Source organism: Verrucomicrobiia bacterium (genome assembly GCA_035946615.1).
GTDB lineage: Bacteria > Verrucomicrobiota > Verrucomicrobiia > Limisphaerales > UBA8199 > DASYZB01.
This window is the reverse complement of sequence record DASYZB010000001.1, coordinates 1-16,731: the sequence shown is the minus strand read 5'-3', so window position 1 is coordinate 16,731 and position 16,731 is coordinate 1. Positions and strand designations below refer to the sequence as shown.

The 16,731-nt window shown below is 58.6% G+C and carries 15 protein-coding genes; 9 read left to right on the top strand and 6 right to left on the bottom strand.

The window, feature by feature from the left end:
• The first annotated feature begins 2 nt into the window (after nucleotides 1-2).
• The 9 genes from VG146_00075 (at nucleotide 3) to VG146_00035 (ending at nucleotide 11,589) form a co-directional block, all read left to right on the top strand.
• A complete protein-coding gene (locus VG146_00075; protein HEV2390733.1) occupies nucleotides 3-527 on the top strand; it encodes a hypothetical protein in 525 nt (174 codons plus the stop codon).
• A gap of 300 nt (nucleotides 528-827) precedes the next feature.
• Complete coding sequence (locus VG146_00070) at nucleotides 828-1,280, top strand: response regulator (GenBank protein HEV2390732.1); 453 nt, start codon at nucleotides 828-830, stop codon at nucleotides 1,278-1,280.
• 374 nt (nucleotides 1,281-1,654) lie between these two features.
• Nucleotides 1,655-3,166, top strand: coding sequence for a response regulator (locus VG146_00065; protein HEV2390731.1), 1,512 nt, complete (start codon nucleotides 1,655-1,657; stop codon nucleotides 3,164-3,166).
• Nucleotides 3,166-3,834 (top strand): response regulator transcription factor, encoded by a 669-nt coding sequence (locus VG146_00060; protein HEV2390730.1) that lies wholly within the window; start codon nucleotides 3,166-3,168, stop codon nucleotides 3,832-3,834. The genes VG146_00065 and VG146_00060 overlap by 1 nt, the downstream gene beginning before the upstream one ends.
• Nucleotides 3,835-4,069: 235 nt before the next feature.
• Nucleotides 4,070-4,657, top strand: a complete 588-nt coding sequence (locus VG146_00055) for a response regulator (protein HEV2390729.1) — start codon at nucleotides 4,070-4,072, stop codon at nucleotides 4,655-4,657.
• Nucleotides 4,654-7,890: a GAF domain-containing protein gene (locus tag VG146_00050; GenBank protein ID HEV2390728.1), complete on the top strand. Its 3,237-nt coding sequence runs from the start codon at nucleotides 4,654-4,656 to the stop codon at nucleotides 7,888-7,890. Before VG146_00055 ends, VG146_00050 begins: the two co-directional genes overlap by 4 nt.
• Nucleotides 7,891-7,966: 76 nt before the next feature.
• Nucleotides 7,967-8,326 (top strand): hypothetical protein, encoded by a 360-nt coding sequence (locus VG146_00045; GenBank protein ID HEV2390727.1) that lies wholly within the window; start codon nucleotides 7,967-7,969, stop codon nucleotides 8,324-8,326.
• Nucleotides 8,327-8,485: 159 nt separating this feature from the next.
• Nucleotides 8,486-9,415 (top strand): thioredoxin-disulfide reductase, encoded by a 930-nt coding sequence (gene trxB, locus VG146_00040; GenBank protein ID HEV2390726.1) that lies wholly within the window; start codon nucleotides 8,486-8,488, stop codon nucleotides 9,413-9,415.
• On the top strand, nucleotides 9,412-11,589 hold the full coding sequence (locus tag VG146_00035; GenBank protein HEV2390725.1) for a DUF2961 domain-containing protein: 2,178 nt from the start codon (nucleotides 9,412-9,414) through the stop codon (nucleotides 11,587-11,589). The genes trxB and VG146_00035 overlap by 4 nt, the downstream gene beginning before the upstream one ends.
• Nucleotides 11,590-11,911: 322 nt before the next feature.
• Here the strand turns inward: VG146_00035 and fabF are convergent, their stop codons facing one another.
• From fabF to VG146_00005, 6 genes are all read right to left on the bottom strand, one after another.
• Entirely contained in the window at nucleotides 11,912-13,171 is a 1,260-nt protein-coding gene (gene fabF, locus VG146_00030) for a beta-ketoacyl-ACP synthase II (protein ID HEV2390724.1), read from the bottom strand.
• Between the two features lie 64 nt (nucleotides 13,172-13,235).
• Nucleotides 13,236-13,481 carry an acyl carrier protein gene (gene acpP / locus VG146_00025; protein ID HEV2390723.1) on the bottom strand — a complete coding sequence of 82 codons (246 nt, stop codon included), beginning with the start codon at nucleotides 13,479-13,481 and terminating at the stop codon, nucleotides 13,236-13,238.
• A gap of 75 nt (nucleotides 13,482-13,556) precedes the next feature.
• Complete coding sequence (gene fabG / locus VG146_00020; GenBank protein HEV2390722.1) at nucleotides 13,557-14,300, bottom strand: 3-oxoacyl-[acyl-carrier-protein] reductase; 744 nt, start codon at nucleotides 14,298-14,300, stop codon at nucleotides 13,557-13,559.
• Between the two features lie 33 nt (nucleotides 14,301-14,333).
• On the bottom strand, nucleotides 14,334-15,263 hold the full coding sequence (fabD, locus tag VG146_00015; GenBank protein HEV2390721.1) for an ACP S-malonyltransferase: 930 nt from the start codon (nucleotides 15,261-15,263) through the stop codon (nucleotides 14,334-14,336).
• 122 nt (nucleotides 15,264-15,385) lie between these two features.
• The gene (locus tag VG146_00010; protein HEV2390720.1) at nucleotides 15,386-15,970 is read right to left on the bottom strand and encodes a DUF4126 domain-containing protein; all 585 of its coding nucleotides are present in this window, start codon (nucleotides 15,968-15,970) and stop codon (nucleotides 15,386-15,388) included.
• A gap of 4 nt (nucleotides 15,971-15,974) precedes the next feature.
• Nucleotides 15,975-16,517 (bottom strand): YbhB/YbcL family Raf kinase inhibitor-like protein, encoded by a 543-nt coding sequence (locus VG146_00005; GenBank protein HEV2390719.1) that lies wholly within the window; start codon nucleotides 16,515-16,517, stop codon nucleotides 15,975-15,977.
• Nucleotides 16,518-16,731 lie beyond the last annotated feature (214 nt).

The following is a 16,731-nucleotide window of genomic DNA, read 5'->3' as shown; positions in this document are numbered from 1 at the left end:
TTATGAATCCTGAGCAGGACAACTTCCAACCTTTGCGCCGGCTGCTCGTCTTGAAACGCTACGAGCAGCCCTCTGCCGGGTATTTTGACACGTTCTCAACCCAGGTTATCGCCCGCATCCGCGCCGGTGAGCCCCTGGCAAACGAGAGTATCCTGGACTGGGTCTCGTGGGATGCCCCTTGGCTGCAACGGCTTTTGGCCGCATTGGAAGCCAAACCGCTGGTCGCCGGCGCCTTTGCGATGGGTATCTGCGGGATGCTGGTCGCTGGTGTTGTTTTCTCAGAGAAGGCCGATACCGCCTCCTTCGCTATTGTGCCACCGGGCCAGAACAATGTGCCCATCGCCAATTTAGCTGCAACCCCAGCTCCTAATCCCCTCTTCGAGCAGCCCACCGTCACCGCCGTTTCCAGCACCGCAGGTGTCCTTGCTGAGCCGGGGCGCGTTTCACTCTTCCAACCCTTCAAACCGGAAGCTAAGCCGTTATTTGAACGCGCCAGCGGTACGGTTGTGGTCCCGGTTGGAAACTGACCTGCTCAACCCCAGCCCGCCCAGAGTCCGTAGCAGCCGACGTCAGGAAGCTCTGGCTTTTATTGGGGCCTCTGATTGTTTTACGGAGGCGCTGAGAATCCTGCAGACCCGCGTGCATTAAAAAATGGAAAATGCTCAATGCATAATGCTCAATGAGGGTTGATTGCACATCACAAAAGTGCTTCAAGAACCTCCGTTCTCTCCGTTTCCTCCTGTTTCTTTCTGCATGTTTCCCTCTAGGAGGACTGCCGCAGCCCAAGACGCTTGCCCATTCCATAGAACCAGCTTTAATCTCACCTCATGAGTGAGGCTCGCGAAGTGGTGATTCTGATAGCTGAAGACGACGCCGGCCACGCGCGGTTGATTGAGAAAAATCTGACGCGTGGGGGCCTGCACAACAAGATCGAGCGCTTTGCCAATGGGCAAGCGGTATTGGACTTCCTGTTCCGGCGCGGGGCCGGGTCGCACCGGGCGCATGACACACCCTACCTCCTGCTGCTGGATATTCGCATGCCGCAGGTCGATGGAGTTGAGGTGCTGCGCCAGATCAAAGAGAACCCCGAACTGCGCAAAATCCCAGTCATCATGCTCACCACCACAGACGACCCGCGCGAGGTCGAACGTTGCCATGCCATCGGCTGCGCCAGTTATATCGTCAAGCCGGTCGATTATGATAAGTTCGCAGAAGCGATCAAAAGCCTGGGCCTGTACATCTCTCTGGTAAAAGTCCCGGAGATCGACGGCAACTCCTGAGCAAAGTCAGACGCGTCTTCCGAAGCTGGAACCCTCTCAAACCCCATGCGCCTGCGAACGTCTTTCAAAAATGTTCAGGCTGCTTATCCTCCTCGTTCTAGTAAACTGGCAGCCAAGTTTCCTCACATGCGTCGGAAAGCAATTCCCTCTCCTCCTTTGGAGGAGAGGGCTAGGGAGAGGAGGCCCTCTGTCTCGAAACTTCTCTGTTATAGTACTAGTCATTGCTTTTCCCGCAGTTCGACTACGAGGGTGCGCTCGACCGGATTCTTCAGGGCTGTGCGACTCTCATTAACACCCCGCTTCAGCGGGGTGTTGGCGGACCCGAGCAGCAAAGGAAACCGTTTTCAACGGTTTCCTGCCTTGCGCTCCTATCTGTGGAGCGACACGGACTCAAGTGGCATGAGGAGGCTGAAACCATTTACCAAACACGCTTTGATGCGCCGACCGGCTCCATGAATGCCCGGACCGGCAAGCAGCAAGGCCAGGCGACCGTGTTCATCGTCGATGATGACCGCGGGTTGGTGCGCCTTATCCAAAAGGCCCTCCAGCGCGAAGGGTTCTCCACCGCTGCCGCCCTCTCGGGCAAAGAGGCCCGGGACTGGCTGGCGCGCGATCAGGTCGAGTTGATGTTGCTGGACCTGAAGCTTCAGGATATTGACGGCAAACAACTCGTTCAGCAACTCACCGCCGATAACCGCTGTCCGCCTTTCATCATCATTACCGGTCAGGGCGACGAGCGCGTCGCGGTTGAGATGATGAAACGCGGCGCCCGGGATTATCTGGTTAAGGATGTCGATTTCCTCCAGTTCGTCCCGGAAGTAGTCAAACGGGCCCTGGACCAGCTCACCAACGAGCGCCGGCTTGCCGAAGCCGAGGAGCAGGTGCGCGTGGTGCGCAGCGTGGTCGAGCAGGGCTTCAGCGCCGTCTTAATCACCAACGCCGAAGCGCCCGACCCCAAGGTGGTCTATATCAATCCAGCCTTTGCTCAGGCCACAGGCTACGCCCCGGAGAAAGTCATTGGCCGCCCCTTGAGCGCCTTAAGCGGCCTCTCACAGGTCTCCGCAAGATTGCGCGCCGGCTTGCCCCAGGGTGTTCCCGCCCTCGAAGAGCTTTCCACCTACCTCACCCCTCAGGGCGAGCGCTGGGGCGAGTGGCGCATCGGGCCCGTGCGCGACCAGTCCGGAAAGCCAACTCACTGGCTCATCATTTTCCGCGATGTTACCGAGCGCAAAAGGCTCGAACGCGAAGTCCTGGAAATCAGCGACCAGGAGCGCCGCCGCATCGGCCAGGACCTCCACGACGGCATTTGTCAGCACCTGGCCGGCATCGAGCTGATGAGCCAGGTTCTCGAACAAAAGTTGGCCCCCAAATCCAAGGCCGACGCCGCGCGCGCGGGTGAAATTGCCCGGCACGTCCGCGAAGCCATCGGCCAAACCCGTTCCCTGGCGCGCGGCTTGTCCCCAGTCACCATTGAGACCGAAGGGTTGGCCTCGGCCCTCGAGGAACTGGCCTCCAGCGCGCAGAAGATGTTTGGGGTTTCATGCCGTGTTGAAGCCCCGCACCGCAGTCCGCCCTGTGCCCCTGCCGCCGCCACTCACCTTTATCGTATCGCCCAGGAGGCCGTCTCCAATGCCATCCGCCATGGCAAAGCCACTCATATTGTCATCCGTATGGAATCCGACCCCGAGCGCCTCCTGCTGACTGTCATCGACAATGGCAACGGCTTTTCCCAAACTCTCCCCAAGCAAAACGGAATGGGTTTGCGCATTATGCAACATCGCGCCGGGCTGATTGGAGGGCGGCTCTCCATCGAGCCGAATGTCCAGGGCGGCATGCGCGTGACCTGCTCGCTCCCTCTGCGCCCTCCGATTCAAAAGGAATCCTGATGAAAACGGGCGCAACAGGCCGGAAACGCATCCTCATTGTCGATGACCACCCTATGATGCGCGAGGGCCTGGCCCAGTTGATCGAACACGAACCGGACTTGCTGACCGGCGGCCAGGCCGAAAATGCCACCCAAGCCCTCAGCGCCCTCTCCAAGCAACTCCCCGACCTGATTCTGGTCGATATCTCCCTGCCCGATCGCAGCGGGCTGGAACTCATCAAGGACATCCATACCATCCACCCGAACCTCCCCATCTTGGTCGTCTCGATGCATGACGAAGCCCTCTATGCCGAACGCGTCCTGTGCGCCGGCGGACGTGGTTATATTATGAAACAGGAAGGGGGCAAAAAGCTGATGGACGCCATCCGCCAGGTCTTGGCCGGCAAAATCTATGTCAGCGATAAAATGTCGGCCCAAATCCTCGAGGCATTCTCCGGCCATCGCGCCCCAGCGACCCGCTCACCCATCGAGCAACTCTCCGACCGTGAATTCGAGGTCTTCGAACTCATTGCCCGCGGCCAGGGCACACGCCAGATAGCCGAGCACCTTCACCTGAGCATCAAAACCGTCGAGGTCCATCGCGCCAATATCAAAAAAAAGCTCCAACTCCATACAGGTACCGACCTCGTCCGTTATGCTATCCGCTGGGCAGAAGCCCGGAATCCGTAGTTTTTACCAGGTTTGCACGCTTCTTGCTCTTAGAGGTTTCGGCCTCGCGAACCCAGGTATGCTTTCTGCGGTCAAAGTTTAAACCGCGTCGAGTTCAGGCGATTATGAGAGTCACAGTCAGAAAGATCCTGCTACTGGATGGCAACTGTCTCAGAACGAGACAGCGGCCGGCTCATTGTGCCTTGGCCGAAAGCGCACAGAGCTTGCCCTGTGAGACCGCGAGCCGGGCAACCCCATGAATATCCTAATCGTCGATGATGACCGGATTTGCAGGATGGCCCTCGAGAGAAGCCTGAAACGGCTCGGCCATGCAGTCACCCTGGCCGCCGATGGTCTGGAGGCCTTAACCCTTTTCGATAAAGGCAGTGTGCCCGTAGTTATCTCGGACATGCTCATGCCGGAGATAGACGGACTGGACTTGTGCCGGCGGATACGCCAAGCCAATCGTTCTCATTATACTTACTTCATCTTGCTGACGATGGTGGGCGGAAAATCCAGCTACCTCGATGGCATGGCCGCCGGGGCAGATGACTTTATTACCAAACCATTTGATCAAGAGGTTCTGGCCGCCCGGCTGGTGGTGGCTGAACGCATCTTGAGCCTCCAATCGCAGGTAAAGCAATTGGCCGGCATGCTTCCCATCTGCTGCCTCTGCAAAAAGGTGCGGGATGACCAGAATTATTGGCATCAGGTCGAAACCTTTGTTGCCGAGCACACCGACGCCCGCTTCACCCACAGCTATTGTCCGGATTGTTTCAACAAGCTCAAAAGCGAAATCGATGCGCTCGAGCCCACGCCGGCGGCAAGCACCCAACCGCCATGAAGCTCAGACGCCCTCCGAAACCCAAGCAGCCCTTCCCGGGCATAACCGCTGCCCTAAGCAGGAACATTGGCCGCCGAACTCCGCGCGGCGCTTCCTCCGCACAGCCTTTGCTCAAAGCCACCAACGGCGTCGAGGCGCGCATCGAGGCCTTCTCCCAATTGGGCCACCGCCTTGCGGTGGCCAAAACGGCCCGGGCCGCCGCACAAATCATTGTGGATGTTGCAGACAAGTTGCTTGGCTGGGATTCTTGCAGCTTTTCTCTTTATTCAGCGCAGCAAGATGTCCTTCGGAGCGTGCTGAGCGCAGATGTTGTCAATGGGCGGCGCGCGGAGAATCTGGCTGAGTTTCCGGCCTTTCATCAGAAACCGCCATCCCCGCTGGTGCGCCGCGTTCTCCAACAGGGTGGCCAACTGCTCTTGCGCACACAAGCCGGCCGCCTGCTGCCTGATGCCGTGCCTTTTGGCGACGTCACGCGGCCTTCCGCATCCCTTTTGTTTGTGCCCGTCAAAAGCGGCGCAAGTGTCATTGGCATTCTATCGATTCAAAGCTACACCTCTGCCGCCTACGATCAGCATAGCCTCGAAACCCTGCAAGCCCTGGCCGATCACTGCGGCGGCGCCCTCGACCGAATCCAGGCCCAGGAATCCCTCCTCCATCGCGCCGAGAGAGATAAGCTCGTCTCCACCTTGTCCGCCAGCTTCATCAACCTGCCTCCGCGCCAAACAGACACCGCCATTGGACGCGCTCTGGAAATTATCGGCACCTTCACCGGCGCCGACCACTCTTGTCTCTATTGCTTAACCCCAGACTCCCGCACCGCACAGAACACACACCAATGGTCCGCAAAGGGCGTTGCTACCCACATCGCCCGGCTCAATGTCTTCGCCTCCCAACCGTTCTCCTGGTTTAAGGACAAGTTTACCAGCTCCGAGCTGGTCAACCTGCCCGACATGCAGGATTTGCCCCCTGAGGCACAGGCCGAACGAGAGCTTTTTCATGCACTCCAGATAAAATCACTTTTGGCCGCCCCGCTGGTTTACGGAGATTCGCTCATCGGGGTTTTGACATTGGACACTACCCGTGAGGAACGGTTGTGGAGCGAAGATGACGTGGGATTATTGGCCATGACAGGCCAGGTTTTGGCCAATGCCCTCCAGCATAAACGTGCCTCCGAACGCATTCTGCGTCTGAACCGGCTTTATTCGGTCCTGAGCAAAATCAATGAACTAATTGTTCGTTCGCCTTCGCCCGAGGTCCTTTATCAGCAGGCCTGCCGCATTGCCGTCAAAGCCGGACTGTTCCGATTGGCCTGGGTTGGGGCGCCGGACCTGGCTACCGGCATGGTCAAGCCTCTCGCCCATTTCGGCTTTCACCCAGGTTACCTTCGGAACTTGCGGGTCTCGACCGCCGCCGACCAACCCGAAGGCCTTGGTCCTGCGGGCACAGCGATTCGAGAGGGAAAATACCAGGTTTGCAACGACGTGCAGGCCGATCCACGGGTCGCCCCCTGGCGTTCAGCCATGGCAGAGTATGGATACCGTTCAGTTGCTGCCTTTCCATTACGCTTCAAAAGCGGCCCCAATGGTGTCCTGGCTCTCTATAGCGCCGAAGCGCACTGCTTTGATTCCGAAGACATCAAACTGCTCGAACAACTGGCTAACGACCTCGCCTTCGCAACCGAGTTCTTTGCGCAGCGTGAAGAGCTCCAACTCCAGGGCGCCGCCCTCGAATCCGCCGCCAATGGGATTCTCATTACCAATCCACAGGGAACCGTTTTGTGGCACAACACCGCCCTCACCCGGCTCACCGGCTACAACTCCCAGGACCTCGTCGGAAAAAACGTCAGCGTCCTCAAGTCCGGCGAGCATGGGCCGGAGTTTTACCGCGTGCTCTGGGGAACAATTAGTTCAGGGAAAGTTTGGCGCGGAGAGATAATCAACAAACGGAAGGACGGCAGCCTCTATAGCGAGGAGATGACCATCACCCCGGTTCGCAATGAGAGCGGCATCATCACCCATTACATCGCTATCAAACAGGACATCGGCCAGCGCAAGGAACTCGAAGAGCAACTGCGCCAGGCCCAGAAAATGGACGCCATTGGCAAATTGGCCGGGGGCATTGCTCACGATTTCAACAATCTCCTCGCCGTTATCCGTGGCAATGCTGAATTGATTCTCATGGAACCAGCCCATCTCAACAGTGAGAATGTCGAGTGCCTGGGACAGCTTACCACAGCGGCGGAGCGGGCCGCCAACCTCACCCGCCAATTGCTTACCTTCAGCCGCAAACAGGTCATGCAGCCCCAGGTCCTGGACCTCAATGATGTCGTGGGCAACCTCACCAAAATGCTCAAGCGCATTATCGGTGAGGACATTCAATTGCAATGCACCTATGCAGCCCGGCTTCCTGCCATCCGCGCCGATGCGGGCATGATCGAGCAAGTGCTGGTCAACCTTGTCGTCAATGCCCGTGATGCCATGCCCAAAGGCGGCCAGCTCGTCATTGCCACTGAATCGGCGGCCTTCACCGAGGACTCCCTTTCCAGCCATGCCGAGGCCCGCCCCGGGCAGTTCGCCGTCCTCACTGTGCGTGACTCGGGCACCGGCATTGCCCCGGAGCATTTACCCAGGATATTCGAGCCCTTTTTCACCACCAAAGTGGCCGGCAAAGGCACCGGTCTTGGTCTGGCTACCGTTTATGGCATCGTCGCCCAGCACCAGGGCTGGCTCGATGTCAACACCCAGCCGGGCGTCGGTTCCACTTTCCGCGTCTTCCTCCCAGGTGTGGACGCTCCGGTGACTCAACCGCAGGAAGAGCCGACCCAAACAAAACCGCCGGGCGGAACGGAAACCATTTTGCTGGTCGAAGACGACGACTCGGTTCGCGCCTTGACACTTCGGATTCTGGAAAAGCACGGCTATCGGGTGCTCGAGGCCCCTTCCGGGGCCGAGGCGCTCCGGCTTTGGCTCTCCCGCGCCAAGGAACTGGACCTGTTGTTGACGGATGTGGTGATGCCGGGCGGCGTTACCGGTCGCGAATTGGCCGAACGACTGCTCCTCGAGAAGCCCGGGCTCAAAGTCGCTTTTATGAGCGGCTATAGCGGCGATTTACTCGGCACAAATACCGAGTTCGTCCGGCGCATCAATGCCCGATTTTTGGCTAAACCTTGCAACCCATCGCGCCTGCTGGACACCATCCGTTCCTGCCTCGATGGAGCCTTTCATCCCTCATAATTCCTCCTTCATACTTTCCAAAACATTCTCCTTGCCTCTCCCCGCTTTTGGAAAACATGCTCTTTGGCTGAGACAGATGACTGACATAAAAATCCAAACCGGCTCGCGGGTGCGCTGGTGGAGGGCTCTCCAACGTTTGTTGTTGGTTGTCCTCTTGGCCTTTGCAATTGGGGCGGTTCTGAATCGTCTGTCCGCCTCGTTTGACCGCTCATCGCGCCCCGCCGGCTTCACCCGGGGAGTCTTACAGGGCGCATTGATGCCGATGTCGCTCCCGAACCTGCTGGTCGGGCGGAACGTGACCATCTACTCTCAAAATAACACTGGTGTGAGCTACAAACTGGGCTACACCACAGGCGTCAACACCTGCGGCGCCATTTTCTTTGGCCTCCTCTTCTGGCGTTTAAGCCGCTGGCGCAGGACCAAAAATGGCGGCTAACCGCAACGAGCAAATCATGTGTAAGTGTGCTGCCGGACCTTCTCCCCCCTTCCGACTCGCCGCGCTGTCGCGCCATCGCAGAGGTCCCTCTGTCCACCCCACCATCAGTAACCGCTCTTGCCAAGCTCCACTCCAACACCTAGCTTTCGGCTCCCGGATATGGAAAAACTCGTCATCATCGGCTCCGGATGCGCCGGCCTGACTGCTGCCTTGTATGCGGCGCGGGCCAATCTGCGTCCCTTGGTTATCTCTGGCCGCCAGCCGGGCGGCTTGCTCACCACCACCACCGTTGTCGAGAATTATCCCGGATTCCCCGAAGGGATTGACGGTTACGAACTCATGGTCCGGATGCAGAAACAAGCCGAACGCTTCGGCGGCCGTGTGCAATTCGGCGTCCTCGAGGCCGCCGATTTAGGTCGCCGGCCTTTTGCCCTTACGGTCGATGGCCAACGCGTAGAAACCGACACCCTCATCATCGCCAGTGGGGCCGCTCACCGGCACCTCGAACTCGAGAGCGAGCTCAAGCTCGAGAACAAAGGCGTCACCTATTGCGCCACCTGCGACGGTGCCCTGCCCAGGTTCCGCAACAAACCTTTGGTGGTTGTCGGCGGTGGCGATTCCGCCTGTGAAGAGGCGATGTATCTGACTCGTTTCGGCTCGACAGTGCACCTCGTCCATCGCCGGGATGCCCTGCGCGCCTCCAAGATTATGGTTGAGCGTGCCTTATCCAACCCGAAGATCAAACCGATTTGGAATTCCGTCGTTACCGAGGTGCTGGATGTTCAACAGGGAACCGTGACGGGCGTGCGCCTCAAGGATGTCAAAACCGGCAGCCAAAGCACGGTCGATGCCGCGGGTGTGTTTGTTGCCATCGGCCATATACCCAGCACGCAACTTTTTAAGGGCGTTATCGATATGGACGCCGACGGTTACATTCTACCCAAGCGGGGCACAGCGACGAATGTGCCCGGAGTATTTGTCGCCGGGGATTGCGCCGACCGTGTCTATCGCCAGGCAGTCACTGCCGCCGGCCAAGGCTGTGCGGCGGCCATCGAGGTCGAACGATTCCTGGCTGCCAGAAACGAGTGAGCTTTCTGTTGCTCTTGCTTCTTTCAGGTGCGCCTGGCCGGGCAGGCGAACCGCCCCTTATCCCCATCGGGACAGATGCCTACCGCCTTTGGGAGCGCTGGCCCTACCAGCGCATCGGCGCCCGCGCCTATATGCGCAGCACCTATGACCGGCGCGGCGGAAATGAAGGCGCCGACGCCAGCCACTTCCTTTATCAATTAGCCGGCGACCGCAACGTCACCTTGGACCTGCAGGGGCCAGGAATCCTCTACTTCGTCCGCTACAACCATTGGCACGGCAGCCCATGGCATTATGAGGTTGATGGAGCGGACCATGTAATCCAGGAAACCACCACAGCAAACCCGCTTAACCCTGTTCCTGGGTCCATCTTTTTGCCCGAACAAGCCTTCCCGAATCCGCTAACCTGGACCTGGTCATTCACCAAGGGCGCAGATTTGTCCTGGGTACCCATTTCTTTCAGTAAAACCTTTCGGATGGCTTATTCCCAGACTCATTATGGCACCGGTTACTATATTTATCAGCAGTACGTCCCTGGCGCCAAGTTGTCACGTCCCATCGGTTCCTGGTCCGAACGCCGGCGCCCGGAAGCCGGCGTGCTCGAATTGCTCTCCCGTTCCGGCGCCGACCTTGTTCCCCAAGCCGATTCGAAAGAAGGACGCCGCCTCCAGCTCAAAGAACAATCCCAAGACAACCAACTCCTATCAAAGGCCACGCTTCGCATTTTAGACCTGCGGGACGCCCCTGGGATGATTCGTGCCTTGCAGTTTTCGGTATCGCGCGAGCAGGCCCTCGATTTCGGTCGCGCGCATCTGCGCATCACGTGGGATGATGCGCCCTACCCCTCAGTGGATGCGCCTATAGCGCTCTTTTTCGGAGCGGGCACGCTTTATAACAGGGACAATCGGGAATATCTGGTCAAAGCATTCCCGGTGAATGTCCGGTTTGATTCTCGCTCGGTTCTTCTCTCGTGTTTCTTTCCCATGCCTTTTTTCTCTGCCGCCCGAATCGAATTGGTGAATGAATCTGAACATCCTCTGTCGGTGCATTGGTCTATCCGCTATGAACCCTTGAGAGACTCGCCACTTGCTGTCTCTTGCTTCCATGCGACTTATCGCGACCACCCCAATCCCACACCTGGCCGCGACCTGGTCCTGCTGGACACTCGCCAGGTTGAAGGCGGCGGAGAGTGGTCCGGGCATCTCGTCGGCACTTCTTTCATCTTCTCGGATCGCGCGGTGCTTAACACCCTCGAAGGCGACCCGCGCTTCTTCTTCGATGACAGCCAGACGCCCCAGGTCCAGGGCACCGGCACCGAAGAATGGTGCGGCGGAGGCGACTACTGGGGCGGCCGGAACATGACGCTGCCCTTTGCCGGGCATCCCACAGGCGCGCCCAATGCCAAAGAGGCTAAATGCGCCGAGGATGAGATCGAATCGGCTTATCGCTTTTTATTGGCTGACCTGATGCCCTTCGGCAGGAATGCTCGCATCTGCCTGGAACACGGCGGCCAGGACGACTCGACCGAGCATTACCAAACCGTGACTTATTGGTACGGCGTCAATCGTCCCTCGCTCGTTAAAACTGATGAATTGAAGATCGGAGACTCGACGAGCGAACAGGCGCATGGTTACCTGTCACCCCAGGCCTCGGCCCCTTACGAGATTACCTCACGCTATGAGTGGGGCGTCGATACCCTGCACGGCAAAGAGATTTATCCTGCAACCACCGATATCGCCCGCAAAACCACAGGGATTTCTGAGTTTAATCTCAAAATCGAGCCCCACAATTTTGGCGTTCTGCTGCGGCGCAAATTGGATTATCAATTCTCCAATCAACGCGCCGAGGTCTTCGTCGCCCGGACCACCGATGGCCGGCTTGCCGGCAAGTTCAAGCTGGCCGGGGTTTGGTATTTGGCCGGGAGCAGCACCTGCGTTTATTCCAACCCCAAAGATGAACTGGGACTAGCGCAACACATTGTTGAAACATCCAATCGCCGCTTCCGTGATGATGAATTCCTCGTTCCGCTGCGGCTCACCCAAAACCGCTCCGAAATCCGAGTTCGGATTCAATTCAAACCCGTCGCCATTCCTCTCTTTCCCGGCCAACCGCTGCCGGAATTGGCCTGGACCGAGCTGCGGTACGATGCCTACTGTTTCGTGATGCCCGGCAGTTGAACAATTGAACAACAGCTAAAACAGATACAGCGGAGCCTGCAACATGCGCTACAAACGTAATCTGCCGAGGATTTCTCCCTCTTCCCTTCGGGGAACCCCTTCGGATGGGGAGAGGGATTCCTCTGGGTGTAGTCCATTCCACAGGGTCGCCGAAAATCCCGAAGGGATTTTGCCCTCCAGCCCAGGGTTGCTAGGAACGAGCTACCCTGGGTAATCTGAGCGCATCGGCCTCAACTCCGAAGGAGTTGTGCCCCTTAGAATCAAACTAATCCTGTGCTCCGAGAAGCCAAAAACTTCGCGGAACCCAGGATCGACCCTGACACTATCCCAAGAATTTCTTCGCAACCAATGTGGCATTGTGGCCGCCGAAGCCGAAAGAGTTGTTCACAGCCACATCGAGCTTCAGTTGACGCGCCGTGTTGGGCACGTAATCCAGGTCGCATTCCGGGTCGGGCACTTCGTAGTTGATTGTAGGCGGCACAGTCCCGGTTTGGAGGGCCTTGGCGCAGACAATCATTTCGACAGCCCCGGCTGCGCCCAGCATATGGCCGGTGGCGCCTTTGGTGGAGCTGACCGCCACCTTGCGGGCGTATTCGCCAAAAACGGTTTTGACGGCCTGAGTTTCGGCGATGTCGCCCTGGGGCGTCGAAGTGCCGTGCGCGTTGATGTACGAAACATCGGCTGGGTTAAGGCCGGCATTGCGCAAACCCATTCGCATGCAGCGAGCAGCGCCTTCCCCGGAAGGAGCGGGCGCAGTTAAATGATGGGCATCGGCGGTATTGCCGTAGCCGGCCAGCTCACAGTAGATGCGCGCCCCGCGAGCCTTGGCATGTTCGAGTTCTTCCAGGACGACCACCCCGGCGCCTTCGCCCATGACAAATCCATCGCGCTCCTTGTCAAAGGGTCGTGAGGCATGTTTGGGATCGGAATTGCGAGTGCTCATGGCCCGCATGGCGCAGAAGCCTCCAATCCCAATGGGCACAACCGTTGCCTCAGCGCCACCGGCGAACATGATCTGGGCATCGCCCATTTTGATGGTGCGCCAGGCCTCGCCCAGGGCGTGGTTGGCGGTCGCGCAGGCCGAGCAAGTGGCGAAATTGGGTCCGCGCAGGTGGTGGTACATCGAAAATAGCCCCGAGGCCATATTCGAGATGAGCATCGGGATCATGAACGGCGAGAGCCGCCCCGGGCCGCGTTCGAGCAGAATTGTGTGCTGCTCGGTTACGGTTTCCAGCCCGCCAATGCCGGAACCGATGAAAACGCCGGCTTCGTCACGGTTGATACGGTCCAGGTCGAGGCCCGAATCTCGGATGGCCTGCCAGCCGGCGTAAACCCCAAATTGCGAGAAGCGATCCGTGCGCCGGACCTCTTTGGGCGAGGGAAAGGCCGGAGCCGGATCGAACTGTTTTACCTCCGCGGCGATTTGAGTATCGAAGCCCGATGCATCAAAAGACCCGATGCGGTCAATGCCGCATTCCCCGCCAACCAAGCGCTTCCAGAAGCTCTCGACCTCATTGCCCAGGGCCGAGACCACCCCAAGACCCGTGACGACCACCCTGCGTTCTGTCCAGTTGCTCGGCATAAATCAAACGGGGCAGCTCAAGCTGACACCAGTCCAAGCTGCCCCGAAAGTGATCGATTGGCCATTACTTTTGCTGCTGGTCTTCGATATACTTGATGACGTCGCCCACGCTTTGAAGCTTCTCAGCCTGCTCATCTGGAATCTCGTGGCCGAACTCCTCCTCGAGGGCCATGACCAACTCCACCGTGTCCAGCGAGTCGGCGCCCAGATCCTCGATGAATTTGGCGTCCGGAGTCACCTGGTCCGGGTTGACGCCTAACTGCTCGACGATGATGTCTTTGACTCGTTGCTCAATTGATTTCTCAGCCATGGTTAACTCCAGTTCTAAGTTTTGCAGTTGTCTATGCTACCTGCCCGGGAGCGTCAAGCCCTGAAATGGAATTTTTTACATTGCCATTCCGCCATCGACAGTGAGCACCTGCCCGGTGACATAACGCCCGGCGGAACCTGCCAGAAACAACGCCGCTTGCGCGATGTCTTCTGGCTGCCCAAAGCCGCCCAGCGGGATGCTTTTGAGGACCTGCTCGCGCGCCTGGGCATTTAGGGCGGCTGTCATGTCGGTCTCGATAAAGCCGGGCGCCACCGCGTTGGCCGTAATGCCCCGAGAGGCCAGCTCGCGGGCCACCGACTTTGTAAAGCCGATGAGGGCGGCTTTGCTGGCCGCGTAGTTGCATTGCCCGGCATTGCCCATCAGCCCAACCACCGACGAGATGTTGATAATTCGCCCCGAACGCTGCTTGAGAAAAGCTCGTGTCAAAGCCCGGGTGAACAGAAAAGCGCCTTTCAGATTCGTATTCAGCACCAGGTCCCAATCGGCGTCGCTCATGCGCATGAGCAAACCGTCTCGAGTCACCCCGGCATTATTGACGAGAATATCGACCCGGCCTGCCTCGGCCAAAACGGTCTCCGCCGCGGCGCTCACCGCTTTGGCATCTGCCACATCTATCGCAAGCGGCCAGGCCCGCCTGCCCAAGGCCCTCACCTCATTGGCCACTTTGTCGGAATTTTCCGCCGTTCGCGATACACAGGCGATGTCTGCGCCTTCGGCCGCGAATTTAAGGGCTATGGCCCGCCCAATGCCACGCCCGGCGCCGGTGACGATTGCAACGTGGTTGGCAAGCTGGCTCATGCGCCAAGGTGATATGGCATAAACCAGCGGTAATCAAGTTTCCAATGCCTTAAGTGTGCTCTCCAGGCTCGCCACGTCCGCTACGTTCAACACGTGCGCAGTTTTATCAATTCGCCACAGAAAGCCGCTCAGGGCGGTGCCAGGCCCCAACTCGATGAACCGGGTGAATCCGTCCCCGAGCAGGTAACGCATCGATTCCTCCCAACGCACCGACGCAGTGACCTGCTCGGTCAGTCGAGCGCGGATGGCCTCGGGACCCTCGTGGGGTCGGGCGGTCACATTGGAAATGACCGGCACCCGCGGCGAGTTGAACAGTTGGCCTTGCAGTTGGATTTGCAGTCTCGCTTGGGCCCCCGCCATCAATGGCGAATGATATGCCCCAGCCACAGCGAGCGGCAGCGCACGCCGCGCCCCTTTGGCTTTGGCCAATTCACAGGCCCGGGCTACCTGCTGGACAGGCCCGGAAATGACCAATTGGCCGGGGCAATTCAGGTTGGCCAAAACAACCCCTGCCTCGTCGCATATCTCCCGTGTCTGCTTCTCGTCCAAACCGATAATGGCTGCCATCCCGCCTTGGGTGGCTTCGCACGCTTCCTGCATAAAGCGGCCACGCTGACGCACGATTCTTAAGCCATCCTCAAAACTCAGAGCGCCTGCCGCGCTGAGGGCCGTGAATTCGCCCAGCGACAAGCCCGCAGTGGCTTGAAATTCGAGCGGCTTAGGGCCCTCCTGCAAAAGCTGAAGCGCCACCCAGCTCACAACAAAAATCCCCGGTTGCGCGTTTTCCGTCTTGGTTAATTCGGCTTCCGGCCCTTCAAAGCAGATTGCCGCCAAATCATAGCCGAGTGCGGCATTGGCGCGTTCAAACCAGGCCCTGGCCGAAGGAAAAACTCGTGCCAGGTCCCCTCCCATGCCGGCGGTCTGGGCGCCTTGGCCTGCAAATAATAACGCGGTCTTGGTCATACGGCATTAGGTTCGACGTTGGATGTTCGACGTTCAACGCTTGGAATTAGCAGTTCCTGAGACCCAGGCCGATACCCAGCCAAGCGGGTGTTCGCGGTTTGGTTCTCCAATACCGAAAAGTATCAGGGGATGCCCGGTTTTGCTGGCCCAGGCTGCGGACGGTGCGAGCGAAACCATTTGAGACCCAGCACGAGCAGCAACATTGCCATCAATAGGACGGCCAGGACTGGGGCTATCAAAGTGAGGAGCGAAGTCAGAATCGCTCCGGCCAATTCAACGGTTGATACAATCGGATTCGCCAGACCCGCCGTGGAAATTCCAGAAGCCCCGCGTGCCATCACCGTCGTGCCCTGGACCAATCCCGCCGCGCCTCCCCCGGCTATGATGGCCAGCGTCCAACGCAGGAAAGGACTGACATCGGTGAAGAGTGAAGCGCTGACCAGGATGCCGGCAATCACCGCCGCAGGTGACGCAATCGTATCCAACAGGTGGTCCACCCAGGGAATGTAATAAGCCGCGATTTCCAGGCAAGTCGCCACCGAAAAGGCCACCAGCGCCGGGTAGGAGCCGATCCATTCAAAACCCGGAGCCGGATAAATATGCCCCGAAAGGCCGGCCAGGCTCATCATCAGCAACGGGACAAAGACTCTGAACCCGCACGCAGCGCTCAAGCCGATGCCAAGGCAAATACTCGCTATCGTTTCCATACGTCTATTTCCGTTTATATGTCCCCATCAATTGCCCTTCCGCCAGAATATGCTCCTGTATCGCCCGTTCAAGATCACTTTTGGTCGCGCCCGGCTTTAAATCAAGCGGCGTGTCCAGGGCATAAAGCTTGAAAAAGTAATGATGCGCTTTGCCCGGAGGCGGACAAGGACCGCCGTAACCGAGGTGTTTGAAATCATTCAGCCCTTGTTTGGCCCCGTCCGCGATGTATTGGCCCTTGGGTAGGTCTTCGGCAAGTTCCTTGGCGTCGCCCGGCAGGCCGTACACCACCCAATGCACCCACGTTCCCGAGGGGGCATCCGGGTCGTCAGCTATCAAGGCCAGGCTCCGGGCCCCGGCAGGCACGCCGCTCCACGCCAGCGGCGGAGAAACATTTTTGCCCTCACAGGTGTATTTGACTGGAATCGCCTCACCCTCTGTAAATGCAGCGCTGGTCAGTTGCATAGTGCTCTTTTCTGGTTTTTGCGCCCAAACCGTACCCACCGCGGCAATGACGAGCGCCATTCCGAATGCCATGGCAACCTTCATGCCCCACCTTACTCCAGGCAGCCGGGTCAAACAACTGGAAACCAGCGAAACCAGCTCAGCCCGGATCCTTAGCGAACTGGTGCTGCGGGCGCGGCGAGGGGGAGCAGGATCAAACGATGTTCTGATTCCATGGGTAGGGATCAGGAGCGCTACTGAATGGGGCAGTACCAAGTAGGCCGTAGGCCGGATTGGGTCTTTTGGGGGTGTTTCGCCG